This is a genomic window from Pseudomonas sp. SGAir0191 (assembly GCF_002812565.2).
Classification (GTDB): Bacteria; Pseudomonadota; Gammaproteobacteria; order Pseudomonadales; family Pseudomonadaceae; genus Aquipseudomonas; species Aquipseudomonas parafulva_B.
The window spans coordinates 946,090-962,710 of the sequence record NZ_CP025035.2 but is presented as its reverse complement, the minus strand read 5'-3'; the positions used below and the strand labels follow the sequence as shown (position 1 = coordinate 962,710).

Below are 16,621 nucleotides of genomic sequence, written 5' to 3'. Positions count from 1 at the left end.
TTGGCGTTTCTCGAATTCAGACAGGGGTCAGGCCACCGCACGCGGTGGATAAACCCGGGTGGGCATGACAGGAATCAGGCAGATCAGGGCTACGGCGATTACGGCCAGGACCAGGTAGAGGTCGGCCGAGGTCAGTACCAGCGCCTGGTCATGGATGCGCCTGGCAAGGCTGGCAGCGTGGTCGTCCAGCAACGGGGCATTGCCCAGGCTGTCGACCAGGTGATTGGAATGGAAATGCCGGCGCAGCGTGCCCAGGGCATCGAGCAGCCCGCCCGCCACGACGGCGGACAAGCCCTTGACGGTGTTGAACCAGGCCGAGGCGAAGGGGCCTTCCTGGGGGCTCATGCCCGTGGTCGAGAGCATCAGCAACGGCAGCACCGCCATCGGCTGGCCGAACACCTGCAACAGGTAGAACGGGTAGAAGTCGGTGCGAATCCACTGGCTGGTGAGCAGGCTGCTGCCGATGCAGGAGGCGGCCAGCATCCCCAGGCCGATGCCCAGCACCCAGCGACAGTCGACTGCGCGGATATTGCAAAGCGCGGCGGTCAGCGGCAGGGCGATCAATTGTGGCATGGCCACCAGCAGCATCAGCGGGCTGGTCTGGGCGGGCCGGTAGCCCTGGAGCTGCGCCAGGTAGGCGGACGGCAAACTACCCACACCCGAGAGGACGATGAGCACGCCTGCGACGGTCAACAGGGCAAAGGCCAGGTTACGCCGGCCCAGCAAGCGCAGCTGGAAAAACGGCAAGGGCTCGGACCACTCGTTGAACATGAACAGCACCAACAACAGCAGCCCACCGCCCAGCAGCCAGCAGATCAACGGCGAATCGAACCAGCCCCAGCGATCTCCCAAAGACAACCCCAGCACGATACCGCAGATCGCCGGTAACCCAAGCAGCACACCACGCCAGTCGAACTGCCTGAAACGCTCCAGGCGCAATGGGTCCTGCGGCAGCCCCCACGCCACGCAGCCACCGGCCACCAGCGACGGCAGGATGATCTGCCAGAACGCCCAGCGCCAGCCGACGTATTCGGTCCACAAGCCGGCCAACGGTGTACCCAGGTTGGGGCCGAAGGTGGCAGTCAAGGCATAGCACGCCAGGCCGTAGACTTTGATGCCAGGGGGCAGGAAGCGCAGCGCCACGCTCATCAGCATCGGCGGCAGTGCCCCCGAGGCAAGCCCTTGCAGCACCCGCAGCAGCATCAGGCTGTGCAGGTTGGGGGCGAAGGGTTGCAGCAGACCCAGCACTGCGAAGGCACCGATGGCTGCCAGGGTGAAGCGCCGCAGGGAAAAGGTGGTCGCCAACCAGGGCGAGAAGGCCATTGCCGAGACGGAGGCTGCGCTGTACACCGCCAGCAGCCAGGCCCCCTCATCGGCACCGATAGCCATGGCCCCGCGGATATCGGCCAGGGAAATCTTGGTCACGGACTCGTTGAGGCCCGCACACAGCACCGCCAGCAACACGCCGAACAGCCCGACCACCACCTGCAGGCCGAACGCGCCCTGTGCAGGGGCGGTCGGTGCAGGCATGGCAGCCAGCCCGCTAGCAGGGGCAGAAACGGCATTCATTAAGAGACATCTCCAGCAACACTTTTACGACTGGAGCGATTTTAGGCAGGGTAAATGCTGACGAAAACTGAATTATTGGCAGTTTTATATTGCGCCAAACGCAACGATGGCCTGTTCAGGGGTCGCTTCGGGTGCAGGCCTTGATCGTCTGACGCAGCCACTGGTGGGCCGGGTCGTTGTCGAAACGTGGGTGCCAGGCCTGCATCACGTTCACTTTTTCAAGCGGTACGGGAATCTCGAAGGCGCGCAGGGGCAGCTTCAGACGCTGGACACTGTTCAGGATGTTGGCCGGAATCGGCAGGATCAGGTCCGAATCGGGTAACGAGAACATCGCCGAGTGAAAGCTGGTGGTGATCAGCGCCACCCGGCGCTCCACCCGATGGTTGGCCAGGGCCACATCGATCGGACCGTTGGCACGGCCCCGACGCGACACGCTGATCTGTGGGAACGCGGCGAAGCGTTGTGGGGTGATGTCCTGGTCGAAGACCGGATGTTCCATGCGCGCCAAGCCGACGAAATAGGTGCTGAACAAACTCTGCACCTTGATCTCCGGCCCCAGCTCCACGGAGGAGCTGACGATCAGGTCGATGTGGCCGTTGCGCAGCATGGCATCGTCGTCACTGCTGCCTTCGGGCACGAAACGCAGCACGGTATTGGGCGCGTCGGCCAGCATCATGCGCAGCAGCTTGGCCCCGTAGAGGGCGATGAACAGGTCGTTGGTACGCACGTTGAAGGCACGGTGCAGCTTGGACAGGTCGACGCCTTCACGGCTGCGAAACACCTGCCCGGCCTGCTCAACCAGGCCATGCACCTGCTCGCGCAGGGCCAGGGCCCGTGGCGTTGGCACCAGCCCGCGACCGGCGCGCACCAGGATGGGGTCGCCCATGGCCTCGCGTATGCGCCCCAGCGTGCGGCTCATGGCGGCTGGGCTGAGGTTCATGCGTTGTGCCGCGCCTACCACGCTGCCTTCATCGAGCAGCACGTCGAGGGCGACCAGCAGGTTCATGTCAGGGAGTTGCATGGCCGTTTTCCGAGACGACGTTGGGAAACGGCGATGTTAGCAGGTTGCTCGATTGCGCCCCACGCAATGTGCTCGTGCGTGGCAGGGCCTTTATTCGCAGCCCAGGTGAGGTCGAGAATGGCAGCAGCAGGTTCGGCCCCATGCCGGAAGACGAGCCACCACTCACGATAAAGGATCCCGCATGCCCAGCCCCGTGCTCATTGCCATCGACGCCTCCCCTGCCACTCAAGCGCTGCTCGCCCTGGCCCGCCGCTGGTGTCGCCCTGAAGACCATACCTTGCATGTACTGCTGGCCATCGATGCCACCTTTGCCGTGCACGAACAACCGGCGCCCTACACGGCTGACGAACAAGCGCAGTACCCTGCCGCGTGCGAGGAACAGCAACAGGCCGATCATGCCCTGGGCGAGGCGGTCCGTGCCTTGCAGCAGGCAGGCTTCACCTGCCAGGGCTGCATGGTGGCCGGTCAGCCTGTGGAGGTCATCGTGGCCAGGGCCCAGGCACTGGAATGTGAACTGATCATCATGGGGCACCGTCATCTGTCGCGGCTGGGGCGACTGCTGGACCCCTCGATCAGTGCCAAGGTGATCGATCAGGTGCAGGTACCGGTGCTGGTCGGGGCGGCTGAACGTAGCGCTTGAGAAGCTGAACATCAGGTAAATGCGGGACCCGTAGGAGCGGTCTCGCCGGGGCGCCGGACCGGCCGCGATGGGTCGCGCAGCGGCCCCAGGAATATTTGCTGCGAAGCTGAAATCTTGGGGCCGCTGCGCGGCCCATCGCGGCCGGTCCGGCGCCCCGGCGAGACCGCTCCTACCCGGAAATCGACTAGCCTCCAAAGGTGGCACTAGGCAGTTGCTTTTGCAAAGTCCAGGGCCCGCTATCTCAGTCGATACAGGGCCAAGGAGCAGGCTTGCCGGGGCCGTGCTGTGGCCCATCGCGGCACGAGGCCGCTCCTACAGGGGTAACGTGCCGCAGTGTCAGGCCGCCGAGTGCTTCACTGCGGATCGACCACCACCGTACAGGTAGTCCCCGCTGCCAGGAAGAAGCCTTCGGGCACCTGGTCGATATGGATGCGCACCGGCACCCGCTGGGCCAGGCGCACCCAGTTGAAGGTGGGGTTCACATCGGCAATCAGCTCACGGCTCTGCGGGTTGTCGCGGTCGTAGATGCCCCGGGCGATGCTCTCCACATGGCCCTGCAAGCGTTCCCCGCTCATCATTTGCAGTTCGGCGGGGTCGCCTACCTTCACATGGGGCAACTTGGTTTCTTCAAAAAACCCGTACACCCAGAATGACGCCTCATCGACCACCGCCATCACCGCCTCGCCGGTGCGTGCGTAATCGCCCTTGTGAACGTTCAGGTTGGTCACATAGCCATCGACCGTGGCCACGATCCGGGTACGTTTGAGGTTCAACTCGGCGGCCGCCAGCGCCGCCTGGGCCTGCTGGTAATCGGCCAGAGCAGCGCTGGCAATGTTGCTGGCATCGTCGCGGTTTTCCTTGGAGATCACCAGGTTGTCCAGGTCGGCACGGCGCCTGGCATTGACCCGGCGCATCTCCCAGGTGGCCTTGCGGGCGGCGACCAGGGCCTTGGCCTGTTCGACCGCCAAGCGGTAGTGTTCCGGGTCGATCTGGATCAACAGGTCGCCCTTGCTGACCCGCTGGTTGTCCTTGACCGGCACATCGACCACGTAGCCAGGCACATCGGCCGCCACGTTGATGATGTCGGCGCGTACCCGGCCATCCCGGGTCCAGGGGGTGGTCATGTAATGCAGCCACAGCTGACGACCGATCACCACGGCGGCCGTCAGGACCAGCAACGTGGCGACAAGGCTGAAGAACTTTTTCATCGAAGGATTCTCACCAGTAGAGCGACAGCGCCAGGGCGCCGAACAGGCAGACGAACAGGCTCAGGCGCAGCAGCGCCGGGTGCCAGAAGAAACGGTAGCCATCAACGCTGGCAATGAACCGGTCAAGCCCCCAGGCCAGGCCTAGCGCAAACAGGAACATCAGGGTCAGGGTGGGCATGTACACGCCGTGGAAGGCGATTTCACGAGGCATGGGGCAACCCTTTGGGTGGCGCAAGCGGTGAGTGGGGGTCGAGCAAGGACGAGCGGATGAAGTGCAGGTAGCTCTGCACACGGCGTAGCACTGACGTGTCGAAGTGCCGCGCAAACGGCTCGTCGGTGGCCTGGACCCGGGAAATGGCATGGTCCACCGCCACCAGGGCACGCTCATGATTCCCGACGCTGGGCTGCAGGAACAGGCGCGCCAGGGCACGGCCCATGACCCGGATAGCCTGGCGCCACGGCTGGGACTCGGCATAGGCCGGGTGCACGGGGGCCCGCGCCTGCTCCTTGCGCAGCTCGATGACCGCATGGCCGATTTCCAGCACGCTGAACATCCAGCCCATCAACTGGCTTTGCACCTGGGGCTTGCCGGCCGCCAGGCCATAGGCCTGGTGCAGCAAGTCGCGCGTGCGGCTTTCGAAAGCCGTGCCGATGCCGCGCAGGCGTCCGCTGATGGCAAACAGCACTTGTTCACGCAGGGCCTGCTCCAGCCGGCTCCACAACCAGCGGCTATTGGGTGGCAGGATGATCGCCCCGGCAGCCGCGCACACGAACATGCCGACGACCATGGCGATGTAGTCGTTGATGAAGCTGTACGGGTCATACACCGTCAGGTTGTTGGGCACCGAGCCAATGGCGAAAAACACCAGCAGGCCAATGCCGTAGCCCGAGTAGGCCGGGCGCGACGAGAGAAACGCACCCAGCACGAACACCGGCGCCAGGACCATGCACAGCAAAGGGAAGCCGTCGATCCAGGGAAACACGAAGAAGGTTTCAAAAAAGCCGACCACCGCGCCTATCGCCGTGCCGCAGGCCATCTGGAACGACAGCCGCTTGGGGTTGGGCGAGGCCGCCGACAGCCCGGCGGTGACCGTGGCGATCAAAGTCATCATGGCGCCGCTTGGCCAGTCGCTGATCAGCCAGTAGCTGCCCAGCAGCAACAGCACCGCCGCCGAGCGCAGCCCGGCTGCCAGGCATACCAAGGTACTGGTCTGTGCCACGTAGGGTTCGTCCCACTGCTCCCGCGCGTGGTTGTGCACGGCCAGGGAGGCGTGGGTTTCGGCATAGCTGTACATCTCGTCCACGAAACGGTAGAGCAACTCGAACGCCGTGTGAAAATCCAGCAGGTCGGCTTCGCCGGGCGCGGTGGCCAGGTAGTCGGCGCGCAAGCTGCGGACCTGGGCCTGCAACCCTTCGCGGTAGGCACCGAGCTCGAGGGTCAGGCGCAAGGCGTCGGCGTCGGTCAGCGCGCGCCCCACATAGGGTTCGAGCAGGGCAACGAGGGTGTGCAGGCCAGGCTCGATGGCGCTGACGATCTGTACAGGCCCGCGTGCGCGAAGCCGCTCGATCAGGCGGTGCAGGGCGTTGAAGCGTGTGGTGATGGCCATGAATTCGCTGTTCATGCGCACCAGCCGGCCACTGCGCCGACGCATGTGCGGGTCCTCGAAGGCAGTGACGTTGCGCAGGCTTTCCAGCCCCACCGCCTCGGCCACGAAGCGCACATTGCTGCTTTCGAAACGCTCACGCTGGCTGTCGCCGCGCAAGGCTTCGACGACTACGGCCGCGAACGCGCCGAAGCGCTGGTACAGGGCGTTGCGCATGGCGGCACTGGCCGACTGCGGCAGGATGGCGGCGCTGACGAAGGTGGACACCAGGATGCCCAGGGCAATCTCCAGCACTCGCCAGACCGCGGCCATGAATGCCTGGTCGGGGTGCTGCAACACCGGCAGGCCGATCATCGCCGCGGTGTAGCCGGCCAGCACGAAGCCATACGCCTGGAAGGTGCGGTAGCGCATGGCGCCTGCCGAGCACAGGCCCACCCAGACGGCCAGGCTGGGCAGAAACAGTTCGGTGTTCTGCGGGAAGACGGCCATCAATGCGACCATCATCACAGAGCCGGCCAGGGTGCCCAGCATCCGGTAGAAGCTCTTGGCGAACACATGCCCGCTTTGCGGCTGCATGACGATGAACACCGTGATCATGGCGGTACGCGGCTGCGGCAACTCCAGGCGCATGGCCAGCCACAAGGTGATGAAGGCTGCAGCCAGCACCTTGAAGATGTACACCCAGGTGACACCATCGGTCCGCACCCAGGCATGGAAACCGCGCCGCCATTGCAGGCTCTGCAACCAGCGCAGAGGTAAACCCCATGTGCTCATGGGCGTGCTCTCGGCTTGGCGTTGAGGATGGCGAGGGTTGCCGGCGTGGCTGGCGGCGCCTGGCGCTCTTGGTCCGGTACATCCGAGCCGGCTTGCAGACCGCCGCCCAGCGCCGTCACCAGGGCGGCGTGGGCGATCAGGCGCGCGGCCTGCACCTGCTGCTGAACCTGTTGCTGACGAAACAGCAGCGTTTGCGCGTTGAGCACGTTCAGGTAGTCGGTAAGGCCCCGCTGGTAGGCGACCATGGCGATGTCGTAGGTTTTCTGCGCGGCGGCGACCGACTCGGCCGCGAAGTGCGCCTGCGCCTGCATCGATTCGCGACGCACCAACTGATCGGAGATGTCCTTGAGCGCGCCGATCACCGTCTGGTTGTAGCGCGCCACGGCCACATCATAGTCGGCGGCGGCGGCCCCCAGTTGCGCGCGCAGACGCCCGCCATCGAAGATCGGCAGGGTGACGGCCGGGCCGACGGTGTAGTTGAACTTGCGCCCGGTGAGAAACGCCAGCGGGCCGCCGCCGGTGGCGACGAAACCCAGGCTGCCGACCAGGTCCACGTTGGGGAAGAAGCCGGCGTGGGCCATGTCGATCCCACGCGCCTGGGCAGCGACCTGCCAGCGGCTGGCGACCACATCGGGGCGTTGGCCGACCAGTTCGGCGGGTAGCCTGGAGGGCAGCGTCAGCGGTGCGGCAAGGACCAGGCTGGGGCGCTGCAGCTGCGCGCCCTCCCCTGGCCCCTTGCCCGCCAGGGCGGCCAGCTGATGGGTGGCCAGGACGATAGCCTCGTCCAGGCTGTCGAGCTGGCGATGGGTTTCCGGCAGCGGCGCCTGGGCCTGGCTGACCTCCAGATGGGTGCCGATGCCCGCGTCCAGGCGACGCTGGGCCAGGTCCAGGATCTGCTCTTGCTGCGCCAGTTGAGCCTTGATGATGTCGCGCCGGGCGTAATGCAGGCTCAGCTCGATGTACACGCTCACTACCGTGTGCTGCAGCTCCAACTGGGCCTGCCTGGCCTCTGCCACCTGTCGATGGGCCTGGTCCACGGCCTGCTCGCTGGCATTGCGCTCGCGCCCCCAGAGATCGAGGGCGTAGCTCAAGCCAAGGGTTGCGTTGTTATCCCAGGTGGTGGCACCGGACAAGTCGCCAGGGCCATAGAAGGGGTCGTCAGGCCAGTTGTGCCGGTTGAGCGTCGCCTGACCGTTGCCTTGCAGGTGTTCGGCCGACTCGGCAAGGCCAGCCAGGGCACGCGCTTGACGCACCCGTGCTGCGGCGATGGCAAGGCTAGGGTTGGCGGCCAGCGCCATTGCTATCCAGTGATCGAGCTGGGGGTCGCGGTAGGCGCGCCACCATTGCTGGTCCGGCCAGTGGGCATCGGTGGCGGCCTGTTCGATGGCTGCACTGGGGCTCAGGGTGTTGGCTTGCAGCGTTTGGGTCTGCGGGGCAATGCCCCAGGTTCCGATACAGCCGCTCAAGGTGAGGGCAAGGGCACAGGCACTGAACGCTTGAAGCGTTCCGATGATGCAACGCGGCACAGCTGCGATATCCCGAGGAAGAGGTGGAGGGGCTGGGCAATTCTAGGGGGCGGCCACACTGGCGATAAGCGCTGATTCCTGCGAATCTTTGTTACTGAAACGGCGATAATCAGCCTTTGGTCGAAGGCAACTTTTCATCCTGGTTGCGCGACTTCGTGACACAATTTTGTCCTCTACATCGAGAGTGACCCATGGACACCCTGCAAAACATGCGTGCCTTCAGTTGCGTGGCCCAGCTCGGCAGCTTCACGGCCGCAGCGGGCCAGTTGGATACCACCACCGCGAACGTCTCGCGAGCCGTCTCCAACCTGGAAGCTCATCTGCAAACACGCCTGCTCAACCGCACCACCCGCCGCATCGCACTGACCGAAGCCGGCAAGCGCTACCTGATGCGCTGCGAACAGATTCTGACCTACGTCGAAGAAGCCGAGGCCGAGGCCAGCGACGCCCATGCCCGCCCTGCCGGGCAGTTGAAGGTGCACTCGATGACCGGGGTGGGCCAGCATTTCGTGGTCGATGCCATCGCCCGCTACCGCGAATCGCACCCGGACGTGACCTTCGACCTGACCATGGCCAACCGTGTACCCGACCTGCTCGACGAAGGCTACGACGTGTCCATCGTGCTGGCCACCGAGCTGCCGGATTCAGGCTTCGTGTCGCAACGGCTGGGCATCACCTACAGCATCGTCTGCGCGTCGCCGGCCTATATCGCCCGTCATGGCGTGCCGCACAAACCGGCCGATCTGCTCAAGCATGCCTGCCTGCGCATGGTCAGCCCGGTGATACCGCTTGAAAAATGGCTGTTCGACGGCCCCGAAGGCCAGGAAATGGTCAACATCACCAGCTCGCCGTTCATGGTCAACACGGCCGATGCGATGCGCACAGCCATTCGCAGTGGCATGGGGGTGGGGGTATTGCCGATTTATTCGGCCATCGAAGGCTTGCGTAACGGCACCCTGGTGCGAATCCTGCCGCAATACCGGCTGCAGGAACTGAACCTGTATGCCATCTACCCGTCGCGCCAGTACCTGGACGCCAAGATCAAGACGTGGGTGGAGTACCTGCGTAACTCGCTGCCGGAAATCCTCGCGGCCCATGAAGCCGACTTGAAAGCGCACTGAGCCACCACCGGGCCAAGGGTTGCAGCCTGCTGCGCACAACCTGTAGCTTCAGGCTTTTGCCTTCAGGTGAACGATGAAAAAGACCGTCCTTGCCTTCAGCCGGATCACCCCGGCCATGGCCGAGCGCTTGCAGCACGACTTCACCGTGATCATGCCCGATCCCAAACGCGGTGACGTCAACGCGCAGTTCAACGAAGCCCTGCCGCATGCCCACGGCCTGATTGGCGTGGGCCGCAAGCTGGGGCGTGCCCAGCTCGAAGGGGCCGGCAAGCTCGAAGTGGTGTCCAGCGTGTCGGTGGGCTACGACAACTACGATCTGGACTACTTCAACGAGCGCGGCATCGCCCTGACCAATACGCCGGACGTGCTCACTGAAAGTACGGCTGACCTGGGCTTTTACTTGATCATGGGCTGCGCCAGGCGGACCGCGGAGCTCGACGCCTGGACCAAGGCCGGCCATTGGCAGGCCAGCGTGGGGCCTGCGCTTTTCGGCAGTGACGTGCATGGCAAGACCCTGGGCATCGTCGGCATGGGCAACATCGGCGCGGCCATCGCCCGGCGGGGTCGCCTTGGCTTCAATATGCCGGTCATCTACAGCGGCAACAGCCGCAAGACGGCCCTGGAGCAGGAACTGGGTGCGCAGATGCGTAGCCTCGAGCAACTGCTGGGCGAAGCCGATTTCGTCTGCATCGTGGTGCCGCTGTCCGATGCCACGCGCCAGTTGATCGGCGCCCGCGAATTGAAGCTGATGAAGCCCTCGGCGTTTTTGATCAACATCGCCCGCGGGCCAGTGGTGGACGAGGCGGCACTGATCCAGGCCCTGCAGGACGGCACGATCCGTGGTGCCGGCCTGGACGTGTATGAAAAGGAACCCCTGGCCGACTCGCCGCTGTTCAGCCTGCCCAATGCCCTGACCCTGCCCCACATTGGTTCGGCCACCGCCGAGACGCGCGAGGCCATGGCCAACCGCGCCATCGACAACCTGCGCGCGGCGCTACTGGGCGAACGGCCCAGGGACCTGGTCAATCCTCAGGTGTGGAAAGGCTGAGCACGGGCGTAGCTGACACGGGCCGCAATCAATGCGGCCCTGTTTCATGGACAGGCCTAGGCAGGCCGAGGCACCTCGGGGCTGCGCGCAGCCTTGGGTTTGCGAAACACCAGCACATTGCCCGCCATCACCGCTACCAGGCCAAGCAAGGCGGTGGGCGTCCATTGATAGCCTTCGACGGCCGCCGACACGTTCAGGGCCACCAGCGGGAAAAGCACCGTGCAGTAGGCCGCACGCTCCGGCCCCATGCGCCCGACCAAGGTCAGGTATGCGGTGAACGCGATCACCGAGCCCGGCACCGCCAGGTACAGCAGTGAGCCCACGTAGCGTGCGCTCCACTCCACTTCGAAGGGAATCCCACCCACCAGGCAGGCGATTGCCAGCATGCCTGCCCCATAAGCCATGCCCCAGGCATTGGTGGTCATGGGCTTGAGCCCGGCCGCCTGCTGCACGCTCGAAAGCATGTTGCCTGCCGAAAAACACAAGGTGCCAAGCAGCGCCAGACCAAGGCCATAGAGGGTTTGGCGGCTGGCTGCATGGTGCGACAGCTCCGGCCAGAACAGCAGGCCCAGGCCCAGTAACCCCAAGGCGCCACCGCCTAGTACATGCGGGGCCACCTGCCGGCCAAAAAACAGCCGGGCATTGATCGCGTTCCACAAGGTGGCGGTGGAGAACACCACGGCAATGAGGCCGCTGGCGATCCATTGGCTGGCACTGAGAAAGCAGATGAAGTTAATGCAGAACAAGCATAACCCCTGGGCCAGGCAGATCTGATGGCCGCGCCGACCCATGGGCTGCAGGCGCCGGGTGAGCAACAGCACGGCAAACAGGATCAGTGCTGCCAAGGCAAAGCGATAGACGATGGATACGGGGATGGCGACCCCACCCAGCTGGAATTTCAGGGCAATCCAGGTCGTACCCCAGATCAGCACGGTGAGCAGGTAGAGCGACAGGTTCATGGTGTGTTTCCTTTGGCCTTCCACGGGTGTCCCGGCCAAGGCAGGCATGCCTGGGGTAACGGGCACCGCCAGTATTTGGCCAGGTGGCCTTGCCCTGCTTGCATAAACTTGCGCTTTTGCGCATCAGGGCGCTGTCACCTGCCCTTGGCCGCAGTAGCATGTGCAGCAGAGGTAGGCCCCAATGACGCCATTCACGCAGCTGCAAGTGTTCAATGTCATGCATGCATCCCCCAACGCCCGGCTGGAGCTCAGCGCGCACCTGGGCGATGGGCTGGCGGCTGCGCTGTGGCGCAACCGCGACGATGCCCGCGACTACCAGGCACCCAGCCACCACACCCTGTCCTGCTATCTGGCTGACGGTACCGGCACCTTTCGGCGCCAACGCCCGGCCGACAAGGGTGCTCCGGACAAGCTGTGCGTATTGCCGGCCGAGCACGAATCGAACTGGGTGATCAACGGGGCCATCCGCATGGCCCACCTGTATGTGAGCCCGGCGCAGTTCGCGCTGGGGTGCATACGCCTGCTCGACCGGGAGCCGCGGGCGCTGCAACTGCAGGAGGCGACCTTCATGGACGACCCCAGGCAGGCCCTGCGCTTTCGCCAGCTGTCAGGCCTTGACTGGAACGAGCCGGCCGAACGTTTGCTGGCCAGCAGCCTGGCCCACGAGATCGTCGACCATGCCTTGCTCAGCCAAGTGGGCCTGCGCCAGGGGCTGCGCCTGAAGGGCGGGCTGGCGCCCAGCCAGCGCCGGCAGTTGATCGACTACATCGAAGCACACCTGGAGCATGCCCTTACCCTGGGCGAGCTGGCCGTGCGCTGCAACCTGTCCGAGTACCATTTCGCACGCATGTTTCGCGTGAGCTTCGGCTTGCCCCCCCACCAATACCTGCTGGCCCGGCGCCTGCACCGGGCGTGCCTGCTGCTGCGGCTGGGCCATGCGCCCTTGGGCGAGGTGGCCCTGGCCTGCGGTTTCGCCAGTGCCAGCCATTTCAGCAATCGCTTTCGCCAGGTGCTGGCGGCCACGCCTGGGGAGTATCGCCAGGCCCTGGGCCGCAGGGCTGGTCGCTAGAATTCGAAGGTGCCCGATACGCTCACCTGCCGCGCATCGCCCACCGCCACGAAGTACTGGTTGACCGACGAGCTGTAGTACACCTTGTCGAACAGGTTCTTGACGTTCAGTTGCAGGCGAACGGTGTGCGCGTCCAGCTGGGTTTCGTAGCTGGCGAAGGCGTCGGCCACCGTGTAGGACGGCAGCTCGAAGGTGTTGGTGGCATTGCCGGTACGCTCGCCCACATAACGCGCCCCGGCACCGGCGCGCAGGCTGTCGCCACCGAACAGGCTGCCGAAATCGTAAACGGCGGACAACGAAGCGCCGTGCCGCGCCACGTTCTGCAGGCGGTTGCCCTTGAGGGCCGGGTCCTGGGTGACCTTGGCATCGGTGAAGGCGTAGCTGCCGATCAGGCTCCAGCGCTCGCTCAACTGGCCAGTCAGGTCCAGCTCGACACCCCGGGAGTTCACTTCACCGGCATTGCTGTAGACCGTCTCGCGGGTGCTCGAATCGAAGTTGGACACCAGAACGTTGCGCTTGGTGATGTCGAACAAGGCCAGGGTGCCGGTGATGCGCCCTGGCACGTCGAGCTTGGCCCCAAGCTCCCACGACTTACCCTCTTCCGGGGCGATGGCGCCGTCGAGCACCACGTTGCCGGCCAGTGGGGCGATGGTCGAGTTGGGCTTGAACGATTCGCTGTAGCTGCCGTAGAACGAGAGCTGTTCATCGACCTTGTACACCACCCCCGCATGGGGGACCCAGGTTTGCCCACTGATGTCGGTGTTGGCCTTGAACGGGCGCCCGCGACCGGCGTACTGGTCATATTGCTGGAAGCGCCCACCGGCCACCAGGATCCAGTGATCGTCCAGGTGCAGCGCATCCTGCATGAACAAGGCGTCGGTGCGCAGCTCGTCGGTCTGGTCACTGTCGGAGGCGCGCACTGTGCTGCCCTCCACTTCACGCCCATACACAGGGTTCAGGTAGCTGAAGGGGGTGCGCGGCGTCTGGCGGATCAGGTCGGCGCGGTACACCTTGCGGTCTTCATGGTCCAGGCCCACCAGCAGATCATGCTGCAGGCCTGCCAACTGGACCGTGCCGGCCAGGCTCGCCGTGACGAACTGGTCTCGGCTCATGGCACCGCGCGTGCCATCGATGCTGCGCGTCAGTGTGCCGGTGCGCGGGTTGACCCCGGTCACGCGGACCTGGCTGGCGTCATAGGTTTCCCGGTTGAAGCTGTAGCCCAGGTGCAGCTTCCAGTCGTCGACAAGCTGATGGTCCAGTTGCAGGCTGTAGAGGTCGGAGCGGCCCTGCATGTCGTTGAACGGCTCATCCAGGCGCCGCGTGGCCGGGATGTTGAGCGGGTGGCCGTCGTTGCCGAAGGCCGTGCCGCGGTCGAACGGGTAAAGAAATTCACGGTGCTCGTAGGCCACCACTACTTGGGTATCCTCGCCCAGCCAGGCCAGCGAGGGGGCCAGCAGTGTCTCGCGGCGCACGCCGTAGTTACGCCAGTAGTCTTCGTCCGTGTGGTCGGCAATCAGGCGGTAGGCCAAGTTGCTGTCGCCCAGCGCACCGGTGCTGTCGAACCCACCACCGCTGCCGTTCTTGCCATCGCCGTAGGTCGAGCCGCGTGCAGTCAGTGCGTTGTAGGCCTGCAGCTGGGGCCGCTTGCTGACCACGTTGATCACCCCGCCTGGATCCTGGATGCCGTACAACAGCGAAGCCGGCCCCTTGAGCACCTCGACCCGCTCGGTGCTGGCGCTGAGGCTGCGGCCCTGCACCAACGGCATGCCATCGCGCATGATCGAACCGTCACGGTTGTCGCCAAAGCCCCGCTTCATGACGGTGTCGGAGGTACCGCCGAAATTGTTGCCTTGGGTAATGCCGCTGACGTTGGCCAGGGCATCGTCCAGGTTGCGCGGCGCCTGGTCGCGCAGTACTTGGGCGGGCACCACGTTGATCGCCTGGGGGATGTCCTGGGTGGGGCCCTGGCCGCGCATGATCGAGGTGGTGGTCGGCGGCTGATAGCTCAAGCTGTCGAGCTGCGAAGTCACGGTGGTGGCCTGCAGGTTCAAGGCACCGGCGGTGTCCAGTGCCTGCAGGGTGAAGGTATGGGCATCGACCCGTTGCCAGGTCAGCCCGGCATTACCCAACAAGCGTTGCAACGCCTGCTCGGCGCTCAAGGCCCCGTGCAGCGCAGGCGCTTGCACGGCAGGTAGCGTCAGGGTATGGACCACGCTCTGCCCGGTGACGCGGCTGAAGGCGGCGAGGGCCTGGAGCAGTGGCTGGGCAGGTTGGTCGAAGGTATAAGCTTGCGCGCGTTGCGCCGCACTCGCCGCCTGGGTGTAGATGAACGGCGGGAGTACTGCAAGACCGAGCCAAAGGGGAACGCAACGCAAGGTAGACTTCATGGACGCTGACCTGAGAGAGGGTATTGAGTGCGAATGAATCGCACTTTCACGCACTACACGGTTATGGCGTGCTGTTACCTCACCTGCGGTAGGAAGTTTTTTTGGAGGGCATGAAATAGGGTGGTCAACGACCAGCAATCAACGGATAACCGTGAACCGACCAAGCACTGTCTGACGCGAAAAGCCGAGCACTGCGCCCAGTGAATCCAGCGCCTGCAAGGGTTCGGCAATGGGGAAGCTGCCACTGACTTCACGCCGCCCCAAAGCCTCGTTCAGCAGCACGATGTGGCCGGGGTAATAGCGACCCAATTCCTCAACCACCTGGGCCAGGGGCGCCTGGGAATAGGTCAGCCAACCCTCGCGCCATGCCAGGTGCTGCGCGCTGTCGACCGACAACGTGTGGCTGACCTGCCCCGCGCCGTAGCTCACCTGCTGATTGGCAATCAACTCACGTGCCATGGCCCCCTTGGACGGGCTGACCGCCACGCGACCGGCGCGGACGGTGACCTGGGTGGCGGCGCCCTGCTCGCGCACTTCGAACTCGGTGCCCAGCACTCGCACCTGCCCATCCGCGGCCTGCACCACAAAGGGCTCGCCGGTGTGGGTGACCTTGAAGAACGCAGCACCGTGCAGCAACCGCACGCCGCGCTGGCCGTTTTCGAATTGCACGGCAATCGCACTGTGGGCGTCCAGCGTGACCGCCGAGTGGTCTGGCAAGGTCACTTCGCGCCGTTCGGCCGACGTGCTGTAGTCGGCACGCAGGTCCAGCAGCCAATGACCGGGCTGCCACCCACCGAGCATGCCGATGGCCATGATCAGGCAAGCGGCCATGGCCAACGCCCCTGCACGCCAACGTCCGGGGCGCCTGGCAGCGGGCGGGCTCATCCGGTCGAGGTAATGTTGCAGGGCCAGCTGGTCTTCATCGGCCAGGGTCGCCGCAGCGGGGGCGCTGTGGTTCCACAGCGCCTGCGCCTGCTCGTACGCAACCGGATGCCGCGGGTCGGCCAGCAGCCAACGCCTGAACGCCGCACTGCGGGCTTGCTCGGGCTGCCCATTGATGCGTACAAGCCACTGCAGGGCGGCCTCGGACTGCGCTTGGGTAACAGCAGGTAACGTGGTGGTCACGGCGTGCCCCGTGGTCGTCGTGGAATGGGCGCGGCCTGGGCGACACTGGCCTTGCACGCTTGCAGGGCACGCATCATATGTTTTTCCACAGCGCTTTGGGACAGTTGCATGGCGCGTGCTATTTCGCTGTACGTGCAGCCGTGGACACGGTTGAGCAGAAAGATTTGCCGGGTACGCTCGGGCAGCGCACGCAAGGCGTTTTCGATGCGTTGCAGATCGTCGTCCACCTCCAGGGTCTGCTCCAGCGTCTGGCTCACAATATGCGCGCTGCCCTGTGAAACATCGGCCAAAGCACGCTGGCGGCTGCTTTCGCTGCGCAGGTGATCGATGGCCAGGTTGCCGGCGCAGCGCATCAAGTAGGTGTCCAGGGCTTCGACCTTCACTTGCGCACGCCCCCAGAAGCGCAGGAACAGCTCCTGGACCAAGTCGGAGGCGGTGGCTCGGCAACCTACCCGGCGACTGACCAGGGCCTCCATGCGCGCGCGCTGGGCCATGAACACTTGGATAAAGCGGGCACGAGCGCTCGATTCACCCTCTGAGCCGTCGTTCTGCGTCGTGGGGCTCATGGCA

The 16,621-nt window shown here is 64.9% G+C and carries 14 protein-coding genes; 4 read left to right on the top strand and 10 right to left on the bottom strand.

Annotated elements, in window-relative coordinates; all coding sequences use genetic code 11:
- Positions 1–27: 27 nt before the first annotated feature.
- Both CWR53_RS04320 and CWR53_RS04315 read right to left on the bottom strand, forming a co-directional pair.
- On the bottom strand, positions 28–1,569 hold the full coding sequence (locus tag CWR53_RS04320; protein ID WP_100850901.1) for an MFS transporter: 1,542 nt from the start codon (positions 1,567–1,569) through the stop codon (positions 28–30).
- A gap of 115 nt (positions 1,570–1,684) precedes the next feature.
- Positions 1,685–2,590, bottom strand: coding sequence for a LysR family transcriptional regulator (locus CWR53_RS04315; RefSeq protein WP_058604906.1), 906 nt, complete (start codon positions 2,588–2,590; stop codon positions 1,685–1,687).
- A 181-nt stretch (positions 2,591–2,771) separates the two neighbouring features.
- On the opposite strand from CWR53_RS04315, the gene CWR53_RS04310 reads away from it, so the two are divergent.
- Positions 2,772–3,230, top strand: coding sequence for a universal stress protein (locus CWR53_RS04310; protein ID WP_100850900.1), 459 nt, complete (start codon positions 2,772–2,774; stop codon positions 3,228–3,230).
- A 353-nt stretch (positions 3,231–3,583) separates the two neighbouring features.
- Here the strand turns inward: CWR53_RS04310 and CWR53_RS04305 are convergent, their stop codons facing one another.
- From CWR53_RS04305 to CWR53_RS04290, 4 genes are read right to left on the bottom strand one after another with little or no spacing between them, the layout of a single operon-like run.
- Positions 3,584–4,438, bottom strand: a complete 855-nt coding sequence (locus tag CWR53_RS04305; protein ID WP_058604904.1) for an HlyD family secretion protein — start codon at positions 4,436–4,438, stop codon at positions 3,584–3,586.
- 10 nt (positions 4,439–4,448) lie between these two features.
- Positions 4,449–4,649 (bottom strand): DUF1656 domain-containing protein, encoded by a 201-nt coding sequence (locus CWR53_RS04300; protein ID WP_023534307.1) that lies wholly within the window; start codon positions 4,647–4,649, stop codon positions 4,449–4,451.
- Positions 4,639–6,816: an FUSC family protein gene (locus tag CWR53_RS04295; RefSeq protein ID WP_100850899.1), complete on the bottom strand. Its 2,178-nt coding sequence runs from the start codon at positions 6,814–6,816 to the stop codon at positions 4,639–4,641. Before CWR53_RS04295 ends, CWR53_RS04300 begins: the two co-directional genes overlap by 11 nt.
- Entirely contained in the window at positions 6,813–8,342 is a 1,530-nt protein-coding gene (locus tag CWR53_RS04290; RefSeq protein ID WP_058604902.1) for an efflux transporter outer membrane subunit, read from the bottom strand. Before CWR53_RS04290 ends, CWR53_RS04295 begins: the two co-directional genes overlap by 4 nt.
- A gap of 191 nt (positions 8,343–8,533) precedes the next feature.
- Here CWR53_RS04290 and CWR53_RS04285 point away from each other — a divergent pair, with 191 nt between their 5' ends.
- Both CWR53_RS04285 and CWR53_RS04280 read left to right on the top strand, forming a co-directional pair.
- Positions 8,534–9,463, top strand: a complete 930-nt coding sequence (locus tag CWR53_RS04285; RefSeq protein WP_058604901.1) for a LysR family transcriptional regulator — start codon at positions 8,534–8,536, stop codon at positions 9,461–9,463.
- 73 nt (positions 9,464–9,536) lie between these two features.
- The gene (locus CWR53_RS04280; RefSeq protein ID WP_100850898.1) at positions 9,537–10,511 is read left to right on the top strand and encodes a D-glycerate dehydrogenase; all 975 of its coding nucleotides are present in this window, start codon (positions 9,537–9,539) and stop codon (positions 10,509–10,511) included.
- 56 nt (positions 10,512–10,567) lie between these two features.
- Here the strand turns inward: CWR53_RS04280 and CWR53_RS04275 are convergent, their stop codons facing one another.
- Positions 10,568–11,470 (bottom strand): DMT family transporter, encoded by a 903-nt coding sequence (locus tag CWR53_RS04275; RefSeq protein ID WP_058604899.1) that lies wholly within the window; start codon positions 11,468–11,470, stop codon positions 10,568–10,570.
- 181 nt (positions 11,471–11,651) lie between these two features.
- Here CWR53_RS04275 and CWR53_RS04270 point away from each other — a divergent pair, with 181 nt between their 5' ends.
- On the top strand, positions 11,652–12,539 hold the full coding sequence (locus CWR53_RS04270) for a helix-turn-helix domain-containing protein (RefSeq protein ID WP_058604898.1): 888 nt from the start codon (positions 11,652–11,654) through the stop codon (positions 12,537–12,539).
- Here CWR53_RS04270 and CWR53_RS04265 read toward each other — a convergent pair.
- The 3 genes from CWR53_RS04265 to CWR53_RS04255 all read right to left on the bottom strand — a co-directional run bounded on the left by CWR53_RS04265 (position 12,536) and on the right by CWR53_RS04255 (position 16,617).
- Complete coding sequence (locus CWR53_RS04265; RefSeq protein ID WP_100850897.1) at positions 12,536–14,926, bottom strand: TonB-dependent siderophore receptor; 2,391 nt, start codon at positions 14,924–14,926, stop codon at positions 12,536–12,538. The genes CWR53_RS04270 and CWR53_RS04265 overlap by 4 nt on opposite strands.
- A 138-nt stretch (positions 14,927–15,064) precedes the next feature.
- On the bottom strand, positions 15,065–16,051 hold the full coding sequence (locus CWR53_RS04260) for a FecR family protein (RefSeq protein WP_100850896.1): 987 nt from the start codon (positions 16,049–16,051) through the stop codon (positions 15,065–15,067).
- Entirely contained in the window at positions 16,048–16,617 is a 570-nt protein-coding gene (locus tag CWR53_RS04255; protein ID WP_100850895.1) for an RNA polymerase sigma factor, read from the bottom strand. Before CWR53_RS04255 ends, CWR53_RS04260 begins: the two co-directional genes overlap by 4 nt.
- Positions 16,618–16,621: the final 4 nt, after the last annotated feature.